The following is an 18,298-nucleotide window of genomic DNA, read 5'->3' as shown; positions in this document are numbered from 1 at the left end:
TCTGCCGGTAGACGTAGCGAGGTCGTCCCCCCGTTGCGAGGTGGAGCCGGCCTCAAGGTTGCGTGACCACAGAATGGTTCCCTCGCGCGCAGGGGTGTCGTTGACACTGCGGGTCGGCGTTCATATAGAGGCATGAGACAGGGGGCCGAGCGCTCCCTTTTTCATTGTTCCGACGGGAGGGATGCGGCCGCGCTGGGGATTGGCGCTGCGGTGGCCACCGTCGTCAGGCGAGGCGGTCATGACCAAACGCACCTATCAACCCTCCAAGCTCGTCCGCAAGCGTCGGCACGGTTTCCGGGCTCGTATGGCCACCAAGGGTGGTCGCTCGGTGATCAACGCGCGCCGCGCGAAGGGCCGCAAGAAGCTGTCCGCCTGAGCAATCCGGCGAGACTGAAGCGACGGTCCGAGTTCAAGGCCGTCGCAAAAGGCGTTCGAGTTCATAAACCCGGTTTTACACTGCAGGCGCGTCGACGTGACGAGGCAAATGAGGCAGTGTCCGGGCCGCGGGTCGGCTTCACGGTTACGAAGAAAGTCGGCAATGCGGTGGTGCGCAACCGTATCAAGCGGCGGCTGCGCGCAATTGCGTCCGAAATTCATGATGAATTCGACAGCGCCACCGACTATGTGATCGTGGCACGCCGGGAGGCACTCGGCGAGCCGTTCGCCGACCTCGGCGAAGAGCTCAGACAGGCGCTCGGCGCAGCGGGCGCGAAACTCGACCGACCAGAGGTCCGAAAGAGAGCGTAATGGGCGAAAATCGCAACATGTTCCTCGCCATCGGCCTGTCGCTGGCGGTGATCGTCTTGTGGCAGTTCTTCTTCATCCAGCCGCAGATGGAGGCTCAGCGTCAGGCCGAGCAGGAACAGCAGATCGTCGCCCAGCAGACCGACCAGGCCACCGACAATGCCGGTACCACCGCGCCCGGCAGCGACATTCCGTCCGCCCCGCGCGCCGACGGTGCCGACGTCCCGCAGGCGCAGACGCCCGGCGGCGACACCACCACGGCCGACGCGCCGCGCGTGCCGATCGCGACGCCCAGCGTCGACGGCTCGATCAACCTCGCGGGCGGCCGCCTCGACGACCTGAAGCTGCGCAACTACCACGTCACGCCGGACCCCTCGTCCGACGAGGTGGTGCTGCTGGCCCCCGCCGGCACCGCGCAGCCCTATTTCGTCGAGACCGGCTGGGTCCCCGCCTCGGGCCAGGACATCGCCGTCCCGACCTCCGCGTCCGTGTGGAGCCTCGTCACCGGCGAGAAGCTGACCACCGACACGCCGGTCACCATCGAATGGGACAACGGCGCGGGCGTCGTCTTCCGCCGCAACATCTCGGTCGACGACCACTACATGTTCACGATCGAGCAGACGGTGCAGAACAACACCGATCAGCCGATCGCCCTTCACCCCTACAGCCGCGTGCGGCGTGAGGGCGACATTCCGACGCTGGGCTACTTCATCCTGCACGAGGGCTTCATCGGCGTCCTCGGCGAGGAGGGCCTCGTCCAGGAGAAGTACAAGGCCGTTTCGGAGGAGGGGACGCAGAACCTCGCCCGCTCCGACTCCGGCTGGCTCGGCATCACCGACAAGTACTGGGCGACGACCGTCATCCCGGACCCGGGCACGACGTTCAACCCGCGCTTCCTCTACCGTTCGCTGAACGGCACGCCGGCCTACCAGGCCGACTACCTCGCCGACGCCGTGACCGTCGCGCCGGGCGAGGCGACCGCCATCACGAACCGCGTGTTCGCCGGCGCGAAGAAGACCCGCCTCATCCAGTCCTACGAGGAATCCCTCGGCATCGATCGCTTCAACCTGCTGATCGACTGGGGCTGGTTCTACTTCATCACCAAGCCGATGTTCTATCTGCTGGACTGGATCCAGAGCGTCGTCGGCAACTTCGGCGTCGCGATCCTGATCACGACGGTTCTCGTCAAGCTCCTGTTCTTCCCGCTGGCCCAGCGCGCCTACACCTCCATGGCGAAGATGAAGGCCCTGCAGCCGAAGATCAAAGACATGCAGGAGCGGTACAAAGACGACCGCGTGAAGCAGCAACAGGCGATGATGGAGCTGTACAAGAAGGAGAAGGTGAACCCGCTCGCCGGGTGTATCCCGATCGTCATCCAGATCCCCGTCTTCTTCTCGCTCTACAAGGTCATCTTCGTCTCCATCGAGATGCGGCACGCGCCCTTCTTCGGCTGGATCAACGACCTCAGCGCACCGGATCCGACGACGGTCTTCAACCTCTTCGGCCTGCTGCCCTACGACCCGATGATGATCCCGATGGTCGGCAGCTTCCTGCACATCGGCGTCTGGCCGCTCATCATGGGCTGCACGATGTGGCTGCAGATGAAGATGAACCCGACGCCGCCGGACCCGACCCAGGCCATGATCTTCAACATCATGCCGATCTTCTTCACCTTCCTCCTCGCCTCCTTCCCGGCGGGTCTGGTGATCTACTGGGCGTGGAACAACTCGCTCTCGGTGCTGCAGCAGTACGTGATCATGCGGCGCCACGGGGTGAAGGTGGAGCTGTGGGGCAACATCGCGTCGATCTTCCGGCGCGGCCAGAAGAAGAAGAGCGCCACCTGAGCGGGCCCGACGATACCCCGGCGACGCCCCCCGCGTCGCCGGCTCCTGCGCCCGGCGCGCAGGACGCGCCCGGTCAGGCTCAGCCTGAGCCGGGCTTTTCGGCTGACGTAACCGGTGCGGCGCCGGACGCAGGCGCGGCGCCCGATCCCGAGGCCGCCGAGGCGCTGGAAGCCGGTCGCGTCCTCTTCGCCGGGGACTGGGTGTTTACCCGCGCCTGCCACTCCATCAAGCATCTGCCGGCGTCCGGCCCGGTGGAAGTCGCCTTCGCCGGCCGCTCCAACGTCGGCAAGTCCTCCCTCCTCAACGCGCTGGTCGGGCAGAAGCAGCTCGCCCGCTCGTCCAACACGCCCGGCCGCACCCGCGCGCTCAACCTCTTCGCGCGGTCCGACGGTGTCGGGCCCGTGGTCGTCGACATGCCGGGCTACGGCTACGCCAAGGCCCCCAAGGCCGAGGTCGCGGCCTGGACCGCGCTCGTCTTCGACTACCTGCGCGGCCGACCGAACCTTGCCCGCGTCTACCTCCTCATCGACGCCCGCCACGGCCCCAAGCCGGTGGACATCGAGGCGATGGGGGTGATGGACGAGGCCGCCATCTCCTACCAGGCGGTGCTGACGAAGTGCGACAAGGCGGGTTCCGCCAGTGCCGCGTCGATCAAGGCCACGGAAGACGCCCTGCGCCGCCGCCCGGCCGCGCACCCCGAGGTGCTGCTGACCTCCTCGGCCAAGGGCGACGGCATCGCGGAGCTGCGCGCCGCCATCGCGACGCTCGCCGCCGAGCGCGGCTGACCCCCACTCCCGCGCCGCGAGCTGGTGGCACCGGGCTCGCTAGCCAGGCACCGGCTTGTGAGAAGGGTTGACCGGCCGCGCCCTCGCGCTCCGGTTGACGCGGGGAAGGGGGCGCGTCAGCCTGTGGCGGTCTCGCTCAGGATCCCGCGTCATGCGCATCACCGCCGCCATCGTCCTCGCCCTCGGCGGAGCCGTCATCGCCTCGCCGGCGGCGGCGACCTCCGGATGGGGCTGCTACCGGCCGAACGTCGGCCCGTCCGACCCCCTCAACGTGCGGGCGAGCCCGACCTCGTCGTCCGCCGTGGTCACCGCGGTCGACTGGAACGGGGAGTACATCATCGCCCTCGACGCACCGAACCTCGCCAACGCTGACCTCTTCCAGGTGCACCAGGCGGAGTTCTCGGTGTGCACGCCGTCGAACCTGCCGCTCGGCGCGCGCTGGTGCCCGGTGAAGCTGTTCGGGGGCGACACCACGCTGGCCGGCTGGCTGAAGCGCCGCTTCGTCGACCACAACGAGTGCCCCTGAGCCGAGCGTCGCGGCACCCGGCGCCGTCGATGCACTAAAGCGCGGCTTTCGTTGCGCCTTCACCACAGTGAGCGCAGGCCGGCCCGCACTGCCGTTGCGGACAACACCTTTGGGTTGTTGTTTCGGGCAGGAAAACTCAATCTCGGCGTGAGATGAGCCTTTGGTGACCTCCCATGCCGTGCCTTCGCATCATCGCCGCGGCCCCGCTCTGCCTCGTCCTTGTGGGCTGCAACACCGCCGACCTCGGCCTCTTCAAGGCGAAGGAGCCGGAGGCCGTCTACGTCGAGGTGCCGATCTACATCAAGGGTCCGCCGACCGCCTGGCAGAAAGAGGCGATCATCGGCTACGTCCGCAACGAGTTCCGCGACCCCTATTCGATCCGCGACGCGGAGATCTCCGCCTACGGCATGCAGGCCGAGAGCTCGACCCGCGAGCGGACCATCGTATGCGTTCAGCTCAACGCGAAGAACGGCTATGGCGGCTACGCCGGCCGCCAGATCGTGCAGTTCGAGCTCGGCCCGCGCAGCGTCCGCTCCGCCAGCGAGGACCACGCGCAGTGCACCGAGATGAACGGCCGCGGCCTCAGCTACCAGCCCTTTCCCGAGCTCGAAAATCTCGGCCGCCTCTGACGAGCAGCCGACCCGGCGGGCCGAAGCGGGACGCGTGCGCCGCGCAGGCGGCCCCCACGGAGGCACGGCACCTGGGGGGCCCGGTTGAGTGCTGCGGCAAGGCGGCGCCTTGATCGCTGCCCGGCGGGGTCGACATTTGCGCTCATGCTTAATCATGCCCTGATTGCGACTCTCGCGCTTTTCGGCCTCGGCGGGGCCGCCAGCGCCGATCTCGACACGAGCGGGCGCTGGAGCGAGGCGGCGGTCCGACCCGTCGACGCCCCGGTCCGGAGCTCCAGCCCCTTCAGCCTCAGTGACGCGGCAGGGGGCGAGGCGCCGCCGCAGGCCGCGTCGGTCGACTTCTACCCCGCCGTCGGGGCGAGCGCCGGGAACCCGGCCCCGGCGGCGATCCTCCTGCACGGAGCCGGCGGCGTCAGCGGCAACCGCGAGGGCCGCTACGCGCGCGAGCTGGCGGGGCAGGGCGTTGCCGTCGCCGTCATCGACGTCTTCGGCCCGCGCGCCGGCGGCGGCTTCATCGAGCGGCTGATGACGACGACGGAGGCGATGGCGCTCGCCGACGCCTTCGCGACGCTCGCCTGGCTCGACGGCCGGCCCGACGTCGACGCCGGCCGCACCGCGCTGATCGGCTTCTCCTACGGCGGCATGTCCTCGATCTACGCCGCCTACCGGCAGGTGGTCGAGACCTACGCCCCGCCGCTGCCGTTCGCCGCGCACGTCTCCTTCTACGGGCCCTGCGTCGCGCGCTTCTCCGACCCGACGACCACCGGCGCGCCGGTCCTGATGCTGTGGGGCGAGCAGGACGCGATCATGGATCCCGAGGCGTGCGGCGCGCTGGCGGACGACCTGCGCGCCGGCGGCTCCGACGTCACCGTGCGCCGCTACGATGCGCGTCACCGCTGGGACGGTGCCTCGCGCCAGTGGCGGGCGCCGACGCACATCGCCGACTGCCGCTTCACCGTGGGGCCGGACAATACGGTGCGCGACGACTTCTCGGCCCTGCCGATGGTCAACGCCGCGACGCGGGCGACGATCCTGGCGCTGTGCGCCAACCGAGACGGCTACCTGATCGGCGGCGACGAGGCCGTCCGCGTCCGCTCCAACGCCGACCTCGCCACCTTCCTCAACCCCATCCTGTTCCCCCGCGCCGCCGACTGACGCCGCCCCGGCCCTCCGGGGTGAGGTGGATGGCGCGATGGGCCTGCCGTTGTTCCGCCAGTCGTGGGCGACATGCGGTCGGGGAAGGATGGCCGACGCGCGGCGTGCGTGTCTGGCCCGTTTGGACCGGAACGTCTTTCGCCGGGGGTCTTAGCCCGCCGCGGAGGGGCCTGGACGTTGCGGGCCAAGGAAGGGACCCGCTGCACTCGGGCGGTACCGTCTCGCACCTTGGGGACGGCCGACCGCGATCCTCCGGAGCGTGGTTCGCGAGGGGGGAGAACCGATCGCAATCGGTTCGGATCGTCGCTTGCGGGAAGTGATGACCGATCGCGCCACATTCGAGCGTCGCTGGCGAGGGGCATGGTCCAATCGCGACAGGCACGAGACGTCTTTCGCGAGGGGAGGTTCTGTCGCGATCGGTTCGAGGCATCCTCCGCATGGTGGGGGCGATCGCGGCAACTCGATGTGCCCTCCGCAAGAGATGCTGAGTCTTTCTGCACGTTGGATCGGTCGCCAAGTGGCGGTTCCGTCTTGCGATCGGCTTGAAGCGGCGTTCGCGAGGAGGGACGCGCTTCGCAACGGCGGGCGAACGATTTCACACGAGTGCAGGCGTCACTCGGCAAAAAGGTCGTTCATTCGAGGAGCAGGTGCGCGCAGCTCGACCGGCGAGAGCGCAACGAGTGATCTGTCCTGTAAGCGCCGACACCGATGCTCGGCTTTCAATGCCGGAAGCTCGAGCGCGGGACGGCTGCGCGTATGCCCGACGACGCTTCCGCGGCAGATGGCCGAGCGAGTTGCCGGGCCTGAAGCCGATCGTTCGGTACGAAAGCGCACGGGCTGTACTCGACGGCGCTTCGACGCTCGGTAACCCGGTACGGCGTTTGGCATCACCGGGACGCGACGTAACGTGCTCCGGCGCCGGCGCCCGTCAGAGGTCGGACCCTCATGCACTCCGCTCGCCATCGGAATCGGCATTCGGAGATCTGTACGGATGAGTCCGGGACGGGATGACGAGACGACAGCACGCTGGTGTCGGTCGTCGGAGGGCGTAACCGGATGCTGGCGGTCCCGGCGACTGCCGCGCCGGACGCGGATGGTGCCGGAGACGCAAGGCCTCAATTCACAGAGGCAGGGCCGGGCGTGGGACCTCGTGACCACCGCGCGCCGGCCCATTGCGCGGCGCGCGACGGTCTTTTCGGGCCGCCGGGCTCAGCTTGTGCGGCGGAATCGGCTCCGTCTCAGTTCGCCGGGGCGGGCTTCGCGACGCGGCAACGGCCGTCGTACACACGCCAGCGATCGTACCCGTCGATGCAGACGTAGACGTTCCAGGTGAGGCCAACGAAGCCCGAGTCCTCTTCGACGAAGTAGTACGCGCGGGCCTGGTCGCCGTTGTCGAGGACCACGGTCGCCTCGCAATAGCGGCGGACCAGCGGGCTCGGGTTGTAGACCGGCTGGTGCAGCTCGCCGAGCGGGGTGAGGGAGGTCACCCGGGGGACGCGGTAGACCGGCTCGGCCCGGTTGGCGAAGCGGAGCGCGGCGCTGACGACGGTCTGCGAGGTGCACTCCGGGACGCCCTTGTTGGGGCAGCTCGTCGGGTCGCCCCAGATGAAGTAGTTGCTGAAGACGTTGCACCGCTGACCCTGCTGGATCGGTTCGGCGGCGAGATCGGCGGCGTGCGCCACTGGCACCTGCCATGCCAAGACGGCAGCGATCAGCGCTGCAGCAAATCGAACCATGGCCATTCCCCTTCACACTCGATCAAGTGTCTGACTGAGCGTGAGCGTTTTTTCAACACGCGCCAAAGTTTGCGCGGCTCCGGAGCGACGCTCGCTTCCCCGGCGTGTCTGGATCGCCACAGCCGGGTCCATCTCCCGCCGTGATCCGAGGCCCGGGAGGCGGCCGCAACGCGCTGTCGCCGGGGCTGGCCGAACGTCGTCCATGACACTCCACGCCTTCGCGCTGCTCGGCGGCTGTGGGCGGTTTCGCAGGCCGGGTGACGCCGGCTTCCGATCATCGGCGGCACAGTCGGAACCGCGTCGACGGGACGGACGACTCCGCCAAGCTTGGTAGCCGATGCCCCCGCGGTTGCGGCAAGATCGGCATCTATCCCGGATGCTGCGATGCCTGCCGCGCCGTTTGACTTTTCCCTGAAGCGCGGGGGACAGTCCGAGTATGCTGAGAGCTGTTCTGCTGGTGCCGGTGCATTAATCTGCATGTCCTGGACCCTATGGTCTCATTTCTGGACGGCGTCGGCGTTGCCGTGGAGGCAACGGCAATCCGCGAGGTCCCATCGGACCGTATCGATGCGTCGTGGGACATCGGGTCGAGGGCGATTGTCGAGCCGGATCAAGGCTTGAGGCCGGGCGTTGCCGGAGGCGGCGCGACGCCCACCGCGGCGCTTTGGCCGCACCGGGGCGGAACCATGCGCGATTGCCTTGGCTTGTCGGGTGCATACGTTGATTGAGGCTCCATCCCGGGCCAAGGCGCGACCATGGCGAAAGGACGCAGCATGTCTTCCCCACCCGTGATCGAGGCCCGCGATCTCGCGTTGACGCTGGGACGAGGCTCCTCCGCCGTCGACGTGCTGCGTGGCGCCGATCTCACGGTGCAGCGCGGCGAATCGCTCGCCATCATCGGGCCGTCCGGTTCCGGCAAGTCGACGCTGCTGATGATTCTCGCCGGCCTCGAGCGGCCCGACCGCGGCGAGGTGCGCGTCAGCGGCCGCGACCTGACGGCGCTCTCCGAGGATGAGCTGACGGTGTTCCGCGGGCGTGAGATCGGCATCGTCTTCCAGTCCTTCCATCTCATTCCCACGATGACCGCGTGGGAGAACGTGGCCGTTCCGCTGGAACTCGGTGGGGTGCCGGAGGCGCGCGACCTGGCGCTCGCCGAACTCCAGCGCGTCGGCCTCGCCGACCGGGTGCATCACTATCCGACGGAGCTTTCAGGCGGCGAGCAGCAGCGGGTCGCGGTGGCCCGCGCGCTGGCACCGTCGCCGGCCGTGCTGCTCGCCGACGAGCCGACCGGCAACCTCGACGAGACGACCGGCCAGGGGATCATCGACCTCATGTTCGCGGCCAAGGCGACGCGCGGCCAGACGCTGGTCCTCGTCACCCACGACGCGCGGCTCGCGCGCCTCTGCGACAAGGCCGTGCGGGTCCACGCCGGCCGGGTCGAACCCGTCACGACCGTAGAGTTCGAGGTCGCGCGGTGAGCGACACGGCGGTTTCTCTGCCCCGCCGGCCCGAGGGGCGGCGGATCCCGATTCCGCTCGCCTGGCGATATGCCCTGCGTGAGATGCGGGGCGGGCTGCGGGGCTTTTACGTTTTCCTCGCATGCATCGCGCTCGGTACGGCGACGATCGCGGCGGTCAATTCGCTCGCCTACGGGCTCGTGCGCGGCATCACGGCGGAGGGACAGTCCCTCCTCGGAGGCGACGTCAGCTTCTCGCTGATGCACCGTCAGGCGAATCCCGACGAGGCGTCCTTCTTCGCCGAGCAGGGCCGCGTGTCCACGGTGGCGACCCTGCGGGCGATGGCGCGGCCGCAGAGCGGTCGGCAGATGCTGGTCGAACTGAAGGCGATCGACGACGCCTATCCCCTTTACGGAAGCCTCGAACTCGAGAACGGGCGGTCGGAGGCGGCAGTATTCGGCGCTGCGCCGGACGGCCTGGTTCCGCTGCTGGTGGAGGACACGCTGCTGACCACCGCCGGCATCGCTGTCGGCGACGACCTTGCCATCGGTCGGGCGACAGGGCGCGTCGTCGGGGTCATCGAGCGCGAGCCGGACCGTGTGTCCGGCGGTCTGGCGTTCGGTCCGCGCGTGATGATCCCGCTCCGCTTCCTCGATGAGACCGGTCTGGTGACGACCGGAAGCCTTGTGCGCTGGCACTATCGCATTCGTGGTGTGGACAAGCCGTTCACCGAGGCTGAGCTGAAGAGCGTGCTCGATACCGCGAAGGCGACCTTTCCGTCGGCTGGCTGGCGGGTGGAGACGCGCCTCGACGCTGCACCGCGTCTGCGTGCCTCGATCGAACGGTTTGCCCAGTTCCTGACGATCGTGGGCCTGACGTCGCTTGCGGTCGGCGGTGTCGGGGTCGCCAATTCTGTGCGGGCCTATCTGGGCCGCAAGCGGATGCAGATCGCGACCTTGCGCGCCCTCGGCGCCACGCGGCGGTTCGTCACGACGCTCTATCTGATGCAGATCGCCATTCTGGCCTCTGTCGGTATCGCGATCGGTTTGGTGCTGGGGGCCGTCGCCCCGCCGGTGGCGGCGGTTCTGCTCGACGGGATCCTGCCGGTGACCGCCCTCAACAGCATATTCCCCGGCGCCCTGGCTCTGGCCGCCGTGTTCGGGGCCTTGACGGCGCTGACCTTTGCCCTGTTGCCGCTGGCGCGGGCGGATCGGATCCGTCCCATCGTCCTGCTGCGTGGCGACGCGGACGAGGCGGCGGGATTTCCGCTCGGGTTCGCGGCGGCAGCGCTTGCGTCCGGACTGGTGTTGACCGGACTGGTCGTGCTGACCGCCTACGACCGCTGGCTCGCGTTCCTGTACGTCGTCGGCGCGGCCGTCGTGTTCGGGTTGTTCCGGGTGGTGGCCGTCGCGATCATGGCCCTGGCGCGCCGGATGCCCCGTAGCCGGCGTACCACCGTGCGCATGGCGGTCGCGAATGTTCACCGACGGGGCGCGCTGACACCGACCGTCACGCTCTCGCTCGGGCTCAGCCTGACGTTGCTGGTGGCCCTGTCGCAGATCGACGGGAATTTGCGACAGACGTTGACCTCGACCCTGCCGTCCGAAGCTCCGAGTTTCTTCTTCATCGACATTCAGAGCCACGAGCGCGACGCGTTCCTGGATGCGCTGGAGACGGCCGCTCCGGACGCGGCGATCCAGTCGCAGCCGATGTTGCGGGGGCGGATCGTCTCGATCAACGGCATCGCTGCCGAGGACTGGCCGGATACCGAGGCGTCCTGGGTGCTTCGCGGCGACCGTGGGATCACCTATTCGGCGACGTTGCCGAAGGACAGCAAGGTCGTGGACGGCCGCTGGTGGGCTGGTTCCGGGGCTGGCGAGAACGAGGTCTCCTTCGCGTCCGACCTCGCCAAGGAACTCGGCGTGGGCGTCGGCGACACGATGCGCGTCAACGTGCTCGGCCGGGAGGTCGAGGCGCGGATCACCAATCTGCGCACGGTGGACTGGGAATCGCTCTCCATCAATTTCGTGATGATTTTTTCGCCAAACGTCTTCGCCGGTGCGCCTCATGCCCATCTCGCGACCCTCTCGTTTCCGGGGGGAGGGGACGACGAGAAGGAACTCAAGCTGCTGAAAACGATCACGGATGCGTTCCCGACCGTGACCAGCATTCGCGTGAAGGATGCGCTCGCGGCGGTGAACGGGATCGTCTCCGACCTCGTCTTTGCGGTGCGTATCGCGGCCTCGATCACGTTGTTCGCCTCCATTCTGGTGCTGGCGGGGACGCTGGCCGCGAGCCACCGGAGCCGGATTTACGATGCGGTCATCCTGAAGACGCTGGGCGCGCGACGAAGGACGTTGTTGCTCGCCTACGGGCTCGAATATGCGCTCCTGGGGATGGCTGCGGCGGTGTTCTCGATGGCGGCGGGCTCTCTGGCGGGCTGGTTCATCGTTTCGGACCTGATGGAGCTCGATTTCACGTTCATGCCGGGGGCGGCGTTCGTTGCGGTTGCGGTGGCCGTTATCGTTACCGTGGGTCTCGGCCTGTCCGGCACATGGCGTGCCTTGGGGGAAAGGCCGGCGTTGGTTCTGCGTAGCTTGTAGCGGCGTGTTTTGTGGCGCCTGGTTGGGTGGTATCTGCTATCCTAGATTGATGTTCCGCCATTGACAAGCGTTTTGTTCTAGCCTAATCAGAACATGTAAGGAACATTAACCATTTGAGGCGCCATGTCTTCAGCGCTTGTCCACTCGTGTTCCGAGGTTCGGTTAGGGAGCGCCCTGGAACGGAAAGCGCAGAGGGCAGAGCGCTCCCATGCCTGGGACAAGAACCGTTTCCCTGCGGGAATCCTGGGAGAGATGAGCGCCTTTCTCGACCTCGGAGTGCACATCTTCGAATGCGAGAACGCCGCACACATCATGTCATCGTCGTCCTTTGTCGCGTCGTTGCTCGCCGTTTCGTCGTTCGGAGGGACGATCGTCTGGGTCTCCCAGACGCTGCTGGCCCATGAAGCCGGCGTCATATCGGGACAGGGACTGCAGGAATTCGGCATCGACCCGGATCGCATCCTCTTCGTTCATGCGAAGAAGGCGACCGATGTTCTATGGGTGCTGGAGCAGGCCCTGGGCTCACCTTCGGTTGAAATCGCCATCGGCGAACTCAAGAACGACAAAGGGATCCTGGATCTCAAATCCACACGCCGTTTGAGCCTGAGATCGGCAGCATCTGACATCCCGGTTCACCTGATTTCTGCCGGGAAGACGGGCGCGACGGCCGCACTCAGCCGCTGGAAGGTTGAGCCATTCTCCAGATCCGGATTCCCATGGCCGAGGACACTCGGTTGGTCCGCCTGGCGGCTGGCCTTGATTAAGAACAAAAAGGGTATATATGGAGATCAGTCTGTTTCGTTCGAACCGACAGAGCGACGCTTCGTCTCCGAAAAGCTGCCCGCGACGTCCGCAACGCACCCTCAGGGTTCCACGCCGCCTCAGGTTCCCGCGGAGATTATCGCATGGGATCCGGCCAGGCGTCGGGCAGGCGGGCTGGGGCCGGGATAAAAGCCATGTCGCGCAGGATCCTCTACATCTGGTTTCCCCGGCTGCAGACCGACCGGCTGGCGATCGGGAAGACTGAAAAAGCCGACCATCACCGGCCGGTTGTCATCTTCGACAAGAAGCAGGGCGCGATGCTGGTCGAGGCCGTCAACCTGGCGGCGCACGAGGCCAGGCTCCGGCCGGGCATGACGCTTACCGAAGCGCGGGCGCTCGTCCCCGATGTCGTGGTCCATCCGGCGGATCCGGCTGCGGATCAAAATCTTCTCACCTCGCTCGCGCGGGCGCTCGAGCGCTATACGCCGCTCGTCGCCCTCGATCCGCCCGATGGGCTCGTGCTCGATATCGCCGGCTGCGCGCACCTCTTCGGGGGAGAGGGCGCGCTCGTCGCAACCTTGCGCCATCGGTGCGCTCGCCATGGCCTTCACGCCATCATTGCCGTCGCGGACACGCCTGCGGTCTCCTGGGCCCTCTCCCATTACGCAAACGGCGGCATTGTGCCGGAAGGGGAGAACCTTTCTGCCGTCCGCGAACTTCCGGCGGCGTCGATGCGTCTGCCGGCCGAGACCGTCGCCGTCATGCAGCGGCTCGGCCTGAAGACCGTCGCCCAAGTCCTCGCCCAGCCCCGCGCGCCGCTGGCCCAGCGCTTCGGACCGCTCGTCGGAAGGCGGATCGACCAGATGGCCGGTCTGGAAGAGGAGCCGATCACCCCGCTCACACCGGCCTCGCCGCATGTCTTCGACCGCGCCTTCGCCGAGCCGGTCTCGCATATCGAGGCCCTGGAGGCTGGCCTCGGGCAGCTGGCGGCGACCTTGACGCGTTCGCTCCAGCCCAGGGGGCTGGGCGCGCGCCGGATCCACCTGCGCCTTTTCCATGCCGACGGCGCGGTGCGGGACATCATGGCCGGCGCCAGCGAGCCCTTGGACGATCCCGGGCGCATCGTCCGCCTGATGACGCCGCGCCTGCGGGAGATGTCCACCCGGATCGAGACCGATAGCGGCGTGGATCTGATGCGCATCTACGCTGGCGAGCTGGAGCCCGTCCCGACATGGCAGGGCCGGCTGGGGGAGGTCGGCGATATGCCTCGCGAGCTGGCGGCTCTGGTGGACACCTTGTCCGAGCGGCTGGGCGCGGCGGCGGTCTATCGCCTCGAACCGGTGGACACTCACCAGCCCGGGCAGCAGACCCGGAAGATCCCCGCCCGCCATGCCCATGGCCGGCGTTTCTGGGAGGCGGAGCGGCGGGGGAGGCCGGCGCGGGAGGGGCCTTTGCGGCCTCTCCGTCTCCTCGACCCTCCCGAACCGATCGAGACGGTGGCCGGTGTCCCGGACGGTCCGCCCTTACGCTTCCTGTGGCGGCGCGTCTTCTATCACGTGAGCGTGGCGGAGGGACCCGAACGCATCGCCCCGGAGTGGTGGCGCGAGGAGAGCGGCGACACCTGTGACTACTTTCGTGTCGAGGACCGCGAGGGACGCCGCTTCTGGCTCTTCCGCAAGGGTCTTTTCGTTCGTGAAACCGCGGCGCCGCGGTGGTTCCTGCATGGCTTCTTCGGGTGACGGTCGATGATGGACGGCTTCATCGAACTCGCGGCAAAGAGCAATTTCTCCTTCCTGGAAGGGGCCTCCCATCCCGAGGAACTGGTGGCGACGGCCGCGGTTCTCGGCTCGCCCGGCCTCGCCGTGTGCGACCGGAACACGCTGGCCGGCGTGGTGCGCGCCTATCTGGCGGGCAAGGATGTCGGTATCCGGACCGCCGTGGGCTGCCACCTGATCTTCGACGACGGCACGCCGAACGTCCTCGCCTGGCCCTCCGACCGCGCCGCCTACGGGCGCCTCTGCCGTCTTCTGACGGTCGGCAACCTGCGTGGAGCGAAGGACGACTGCCGCATCCGGCTCGGCGATCTCCTGGAATGGTGCGAGGGTCTCATCCTGGCGATCGTCATGCAGAGCGCCTCGGAGGACGCTGTCGAGCGGGCCGCCGAGGAGCTCAAGGCACACGTCACGCATCCCTTACGCCTCGCGATTTCAATGGCCTATGGAGCGGAAGACCAGAGGCGTCTGGCCAGCGGCGCTGCGCTGGCGCGGCGTTTGGGGCTGAAGCCCCTCGCGACGACGCTGCCGCTCTACCACGATCCGGAGCGGCGCCCGCTGCAGGACGTTCTGGCGGCGATCCGCCTGCACACGACCGTCGAGGCGGCCGGTCGCCGGCTCGTCGCCAACGCGGAACGGTACCTCAAGGCACCCGGCGAGGTCGCTCGCCTGTTCGCCCCTCTTCCGGAAGCGGTGCGGGAGACGGTGGCGGTCATGAACGAGATCTCGTTTTCGCTCGACGAGCTTCGCTACGAGTATCCCGAGGAGCCCAGCGACCCGGGGCGAACACCGCAACAGACGCTGGCACGGCTCACCTACGACGGTGCCGCCAGGCGCTATCCGATGGGGCTGCCGGACAAGGTCGACGCTCTCCTCGCCTACGAACTGGAACTCATCGCCGCCCTCGACTATGCGCCGTACTTTCTCACCGTCTACGATATCGTCCGCTTCGCGCGCGACAACGGGATCCTGGCGCAGGGGAGGGGATCGGCGGCGAACTCGGCGGTCTGTTTCTGCCTCGGCGTGACGGAGGTCGATCCGGAGCGCTCCGACCTTTTGTTCGAACGGTTCATCTCGCCCGAACGCCGCGAGCCGCCCGACATCGACGTCGATTTCGAGCACGAGCGGCGCGAGGAGGTGATCCAGTACATTTACGAAAAATACGGCCGGGACCGGGCGGGAATCGCCGCGACGGTGATCAGCTACCGTTCCCGTTCGGCCGCGCGCGAGGTGGGCAAGGCGCTCGGTCTGAGCGAGGACAGCGTCGCGGCGATCTCGGGCTCCATCTGGGGGTGGAGCTCGCACGGTGTCGACGAGGCGGCGGCGGAGCGGGCGGGGCTCGATCCGCGTGACCACAGGATCGGCCATCTGGTGCGCCTCACGCGCGAGATCGCGGGCTTTCCGCGGCACTTGTCCCAGCATGTCGGTGGCTTCGTGATCACGCGCGGGCGCCTCGACGAGATGGTGCCCGTTGTGAAGGCGTCGATGGACGGTCGCACCAACATCGAGTGGGACAAGGACGACCTCGACGCCCTGGGGATCCTCAAGATCGACGTCCTCGCCCTCGGCATGCTGACGTGCGTGAGGAAGGGGCTGGACCTGCTGGCCCGGCATTATCCTGCGGATGTCACGGCAATGTCCGCCTCCGCCATGGCATCGGGGGCTCTGCCTCGGGCGTCCACGTCGGACCCGCTGTCCGCGGCGCCGCCCATGCCGGGAGTGTCGGGGCCGGGAGTGTCGGGGCCATCCGGTGGGCCTGCCGGGAGCCTGTCCGCTCCGACCGTCGGGGGGGCCGCCAGCGGGGCCCTGCCTGGCCCTCTCGGCAAGACGGAGGAGGTCGTCTCGGGGTCGGCGGGCGAGACATCCAAGCCTTACCGGTTCGGTGCCGGGGCCGGGGCCGGGGCGAGCGCGGCACCCACGCGGAGGGGGGCGGGCGACGCGTCGCCGGAAGAGGCGGAGGAGGCTGCCAGCGGGGAGCTTCCCCGAGGGCGGGCAGGCAGCGAAGCCACCGTCTTGGAGGCGCTGACCGCCGGCCAGTGTTTCGATCCCGTCGCCCCCGGTCCCTTTTCGGTCGCCGGGCGAACGCCATCCCCTGCGGGCGGGGGACCGGTCCTCATCGTCCCGGACGCCGGCGATCCATCGTCCATAGCGGAAGGCCTGGCGCCCGGTTCTCGCGTGGCCGCCTCCCGGGCGGACCACAGGGTTGGCCTCAGGTTGATCGATTGCACCGGCCGTCCAGGCACCGCCGATGCCGCCGATGCCGCCGATACGGCCGATGCTGCCACGGCCGCCGGCCCGACCGGAACCGCTGCGGCGACCGAGGCGCATGACCCGCGGCGAGCGGCCGCTCGCGCCGCGCCGCCACCCGGCGGTTCGGACGCGGCCGCCCGGGACGTCGCGCCGGCGGCCGCACCGGCCGAGGCGATGCGCGGCGTTCCGATCGATCGGAACCGGACCGTCACGCTGGCGAACATCCCGCCCGAGGATCCGGAAGTCTACGAGATGATCTGCCGGGCCGACACGCTCGGCGTGTTCCAGATCGAGAGCCGCGCGCAGATGACCATGCTGCCGCGCCTGCGCCCGAAGACGTTCTACGACCTCGTGATCGAGGTGGCGATCGTCCGGCCCGGCCCGATCCAGGGCGATATGGTGCATCCCTACCTGCGCCGCCGTCAGAAGAAGGAGGAGGTCACCTACCCCTCCAAGGAGCTGGAGGAGGTGCTCGCCAAGACCCTCGGCGTGCCGCTCTTCCAGGAGCAGGCGATGAAGATCGCCATCGTCGCCGCCGGCTTCACCCCCTCCGAGGCCGATCAGCTCCGCCGCGCCATGGCCACCTTCCGCAAGGTCGGCACCATCGGCACTTTCCAGCAGAAGATGATCGACGGCATGACGGCCAGGGGCTACGACCCGGAGTTCGCCGCCCGCTGCTTCCACCAGATCGAGGGGTTCGGCGAGTACGGCTTCCCCGAGAGCCACGCGGCGAGCTTCGCGCTGCTGGTCTACTCGTCGTGCTGGCTGAAGTGCCATTATCCGGACGTCTTCTGCGCCGCGCTCCTCAACAGCCAGCCGATGGGCTTCTACGCTCCGGCGCAGATCGTGCGCGACGCGCGCCAGCACGGAGTGGAGGTGCGCCCCGTCGACATCAACCGGTCCGACTGGGACTGTACGCTGGAGGAGGGGCCGCGCGCGGCCGGTCGGCTCCACCCCGACCATGCCTCGATGCGCACGGCGATCCGCTCGCGGCACGCGGTCAGGCTCGGCCTGCGCCAGGTGAAGGGCCTCGCCGAGGAGGACATGCGTCTCCTCGTGGCCCGGCGCGGGCGGGGCTACGATTCGGTGCGCGACCTGTGGCTGCGGACCGGCCTCTCGCGCGCGGCGATCGAGCGGCTCGCCGACGCGGACGCCTTCGGCTCCCTCGGCCTCAACCGGCGTGAGGCGCTGTGGGGCGCGCGCGGGCTCGACCGCGACACGCGCATGGAGGACCTGCCGCTCTTCGCGCAGTCCGACCTCGCCGATCTGCAGAGGGAGGCCGCCGCCAACCTTCCGCCGATGCCCCCCGGGGAGGAGGTGATCAACGACTACCGCTTCCTCTCCCTGTCCCTGAAGGCGCATCCGGCCCAGTTCGTGCGCGCCGCGCTCGCCCGGGAACGGATCCTCGAGGCGCAGGCCGTCGCCGCGCAGGCGGGGCGGCGCATCTCGGTCGCCGGGCTCGTCCTGGTGCGCCAGCGGCCCGGCTCGGCGAGCGGCGTCATCTTCATGACGGTGGAGGACGAGACGGGCATCGCCAACGTGATCGTCTGGCCGAAGGTGTTCGAGATGTTCCGCACGGTGGTCCTGGGGGCGCGGTTCATCAAGGTGTCCGGGTGGGTGCAGTCGGAGGACGGCGTGGTGCACGTCGTCGCCACCAGGCTGGAGGACCGCACCCCGCTCCTCGGCCGTCTCACGGCGGACATGGCCGACTGGGACGCGCTCGACCGGGCGGACGAGGTGAAGCGCCCCGGGACCGACCCGCGCTCGGACGTCAAGCCGCGGACGATCATCGCCAGCCGCCTCACCGACGCGCTGTCGCCCGGGGAGACGGCCGCAGGGGGCAACCGCCAGGTGGCGGAGGCGCTGGAGGCCCATCGCAAGGCGGCCCGGTCCATCGCGGCGCGGGGCAGGCCGCGCGAAGAACGCGAGGACGGGGAGGCGGGCGACCGCTGGCCGGGACGTGGCCGGAACCGGTGGGACGTGTCGCCCGAGGTCAGGCAGGCCCTGCCGAAGGGGAGGAACTTCCAGTGAGGAG

Annotated in this window: 13 protein-coding genes; 12 read left to right on the top strand and 1 reads right to left on the bottom strand. The window is 68.5% G+C overall.

The genetic code is table 11. From position 1 onward, the window contains the following. The first annotated feature begins 238 nt into the window (after positions 1 to 238). The 7 genes from rpmH to DLJ53_RS23060 all read left to right on the top strand — a co-directional run bounded on the left by rpmH (position 239) and on the right by DLJ53_RS23060 (position 5,683). Positions 239 to 376 (top strand): 50S ribosomal protein L34, encoded by a 138-nt coding sequence (gene rpmH, locus DLJ53_RS23090; protein ID WP_111349585.1) that lies wholly within the window; start codon positions 239 to 241, stop codon positions 374 to 376. After that, positions 373 to 747 (top strand): ribonuclease P protein component, encoded by a 375-nt coding sequence (gene rnpA / locus DLJ53_RS23085; RefSeq protein ID WP_111349936.1) that lies wholly within the window; start codon positions 373 to 375, stop codon positions 745 to 747. Before rpmH ends, rnpA begins: the two co-directional genes overlap by 4 nt. Continuing rightward, a complete protein-coding gene (yidC, locus tag DLJ53_RS23080) occupies positions 747 to 2,588 on the top strand; it encodes a membrane protein insertase YidC (protein ID WP_111349583.1) in 1,842 nt (613 codons plus the stop codon). Before rnpA ends, yidC begins: the two co-directional genes overlap by 1 nt. Positions 2,589 to 2,752: 164 nt before the next feature. Continuing rightward, the gene (gene yihA, locus DLJ53_RS23075) at positions 2,753 to 3,373 is read left to right on the top strand and encodes a ribosome biogenesis GTP-binding protein YihA/YsxC (protein WP_111349934.1); all 621 of its coding nucleotides are present in this window, start codon (positions 2,753 to 2,755) and stop codon (positions 3,371 to 3,373) included. 151 nt (positions 3,374 to 3,524) lie between these two features. Then, the gene (locus DLJ53_RS23070) at positions 3,525 to 3,899 is read left to right on the top strand and encodes a hypothetical protein (protein WP_111349581.1); all 375 of its coding nucleotides are present in this window, start codon (positions 3,525 to 3,527) and stop codon (positions 3,897 to 3,899) included. A gap of 173 nt (positions 3,900 to 4,072) precedes the next feature. Then, positions 4,073 to 4,528, top strand: a complete 456-nt coding sequence (locus DLJ53_RS23065) for a hypothetical protein (RefSeq protein WP_111349579.1) — start codon at positions 4,073 to 4,075, stop codon at positions 4,526 to 4,528. 144 nt (positions 4,529 to 4,672) lie between these two features. After that, positions 4,673 to 5,683, top strand: a complete 1,011-nt coding sequence (locus tag DLJ53_RS23060) for a dienelactone hydrolase family protein (protein WP_111349578.1) — start codon at positions 4,673 to 4,675, stop codon at positions 5,681 to 5,683. Positions 5,684 to 6,921: 1,238 nt separating this feature from the next. On the opposite strand, the gene DLJ53_RS23055 is transcribed toward DLJ53_RS23060, so the two are convergent. Beyond that, the gene (locus tag DLJ53_RS23055; RefSeq protein WP_146620069.1) at positions 6,922 to 7,419 is read right to left on the bottom strand and encodes a hypothetical protein; all 498 of its coding nucleotides are present in this window, start codon (positions 7,417 to 7,419) and stop codon (positions 6,922 to 6,924) included. 773 nt (positions 7,420 to 8,192) lie between these two features. On the opposite strand from DLJ53_RS23055, the gene DLJ53_RS23050 reads away from it, so the two are divergent. The 5 genes from DLJ53_RS23050 (at position 8,193) to DLJ53_RS36145 (ending at position 18,294) form a co-directional block, all read left to right on the top strand. Beyond that, positions 8,193 to 8,897 (top strand): ABC transporter ATP-binding protein, encoded by a 705-nt coding sequence (locus DLJ53_RS23050; protein WP_202913307.1) that lies wholly within the window; start codon positions 8,193 to 8,195, stop codon positions 8,895 to 8,897. Continuing rightward, positions 8,894 to 11,479 (top strand): ABC transporter permease, encoded by a 2,586-nt coding sequence (locus tag DLJ53_RS23045; RefSeq protein ID WP_342353608.1) that lies wholly within the window; start codon positions 8,894 to 8,896, stop codon positions 11,477 to 11,479. Before DLJ53_RS23050 ends, DLJ53_RS23045 begins: the two co-directional genes overlap by 4 nt. Before the next feature lie 252 nt (positions 11,480 to 11,731). After that, positions 11,732 to 12,430 carry an ImuA family protein gene (locus DLJ53_RS23040; RefSeq protein ID WP_111349572.1) on the top strand — a complete coding sequence of 233 codons (699 nt, stop codon included), beginning with the start codon at positions 11,732 to 11,734 and terminating at the stop codon, positions 12,428 to 12,430. 5 nt (positions 12,431 to 12,435) lie between these two features. Next, positions 12,436 to 13,980, top strand: coding sequence for a Y-family DNA polymerase (locus DLJ53_RS23035; RefSeq protein ID WP_162409493.1), 1,545 nt, complete (start codon positions 12,436 to 12,438; stop codon positions 13,978 to 13,980). 6 nt (positions 13,981 to 13,986) lie between these two features. Next, complete coding sequence (locus DLJ53_RS36145) at positions 13,987 to 18,294, top strand: helix-hairpin-helix domain-containing protein (RefSeq protein ID WP_244935143.1); 4,308 nt, start codon at positions 13,987 to 13,989, stop codon at positions 18,292 to 18,294. The last annotated feature ends 4 nt before the right edge of the window (positions 18,295 to 18,298 follow it).

The organism is Acuticoccus sediminis (assembly GCF_003258595.1).
GTDB classification, from domain to species: Bacteria; Pseudomonadota; Alphaproteobacteria; order Rhizobiales; family Amorphaceae; genus Acuticoccus; species Acuticoccus sediminis.
The sequence above is the reverse complement of the archived record's forward strand: the minus strand, read 5'-3'. Positions and strand labels throughout refer to the sequence as shown.

Coding starts and splice junctions, on each gene's coding strand:
- DLJ53_RS36145 (WP_244935143.1), top strand. CDS start 13,987: ATGATGGACGGCTTCATCGAACTCGCGGCAAAGAGCAATTTCTCCTTC.
- yidC (WP_111349583.1), top strand. CDS start 747: ATGGGCGAAAATCGCAACATGTTCCTCGCCATCGGCCTGTCGCTGGCG.
- DLJ53_RS23040 (WP_111349572.1), top strand. CDS start 11,732: ATGAGCGCCTTTCTCGACCTCGGAGTGCACATCTTCGAATGCGAGAAC.
- DLJ53_RS23060 (WP_111349578.1), top strand. CDS start 4,673: ATGCTTAATCATGCCCTGATTGCGACTCTCGCGCTTTTCGGCCTCGGC.
- DLJ53_RS23055 (WP_146620069.1), bottom strand. CDS start 7,419: ATGGTTCGATTTGCTGCAGCGCTGATCGCTGCCGTCTTGGCATGGCAG.
- DLJ53_RS23035 (WP_162409493.1), top strand. CDS start 12,436: ATGTCGCGCAGGATCCTCTACATCTGGTTTCCCCGGCTGCAGACCGAC.
- DLJ53_RS23050 (WP_202913307.1), top strand. CDS start 8,193: ATGTCTTCCCCACCCGTGATCGAGGCCCGCGATCTCGCGTTGACGCTG.
- DLJ53_RS23070 (WP_111349581.1), top strand. CDS start 3,525: ATGCGCATCACCGCCGCCATCGTCCTCGCCCTCGGCGGAGCCGTCATC.
- DLJ53_RS23065 (WP_111349579.1), top strand. CDS start 4,073: ATGCCGTGCCTTCGCATCATCGCCGCGGCCCCGCTCTGCCTCGTCCTT.
- rpmH (WP_111349585.1), top strand. CDS start 239: ATGACCAAACGCACCTATCAACCCTCCAAGCTCGTCCGCAAGCGTCGG.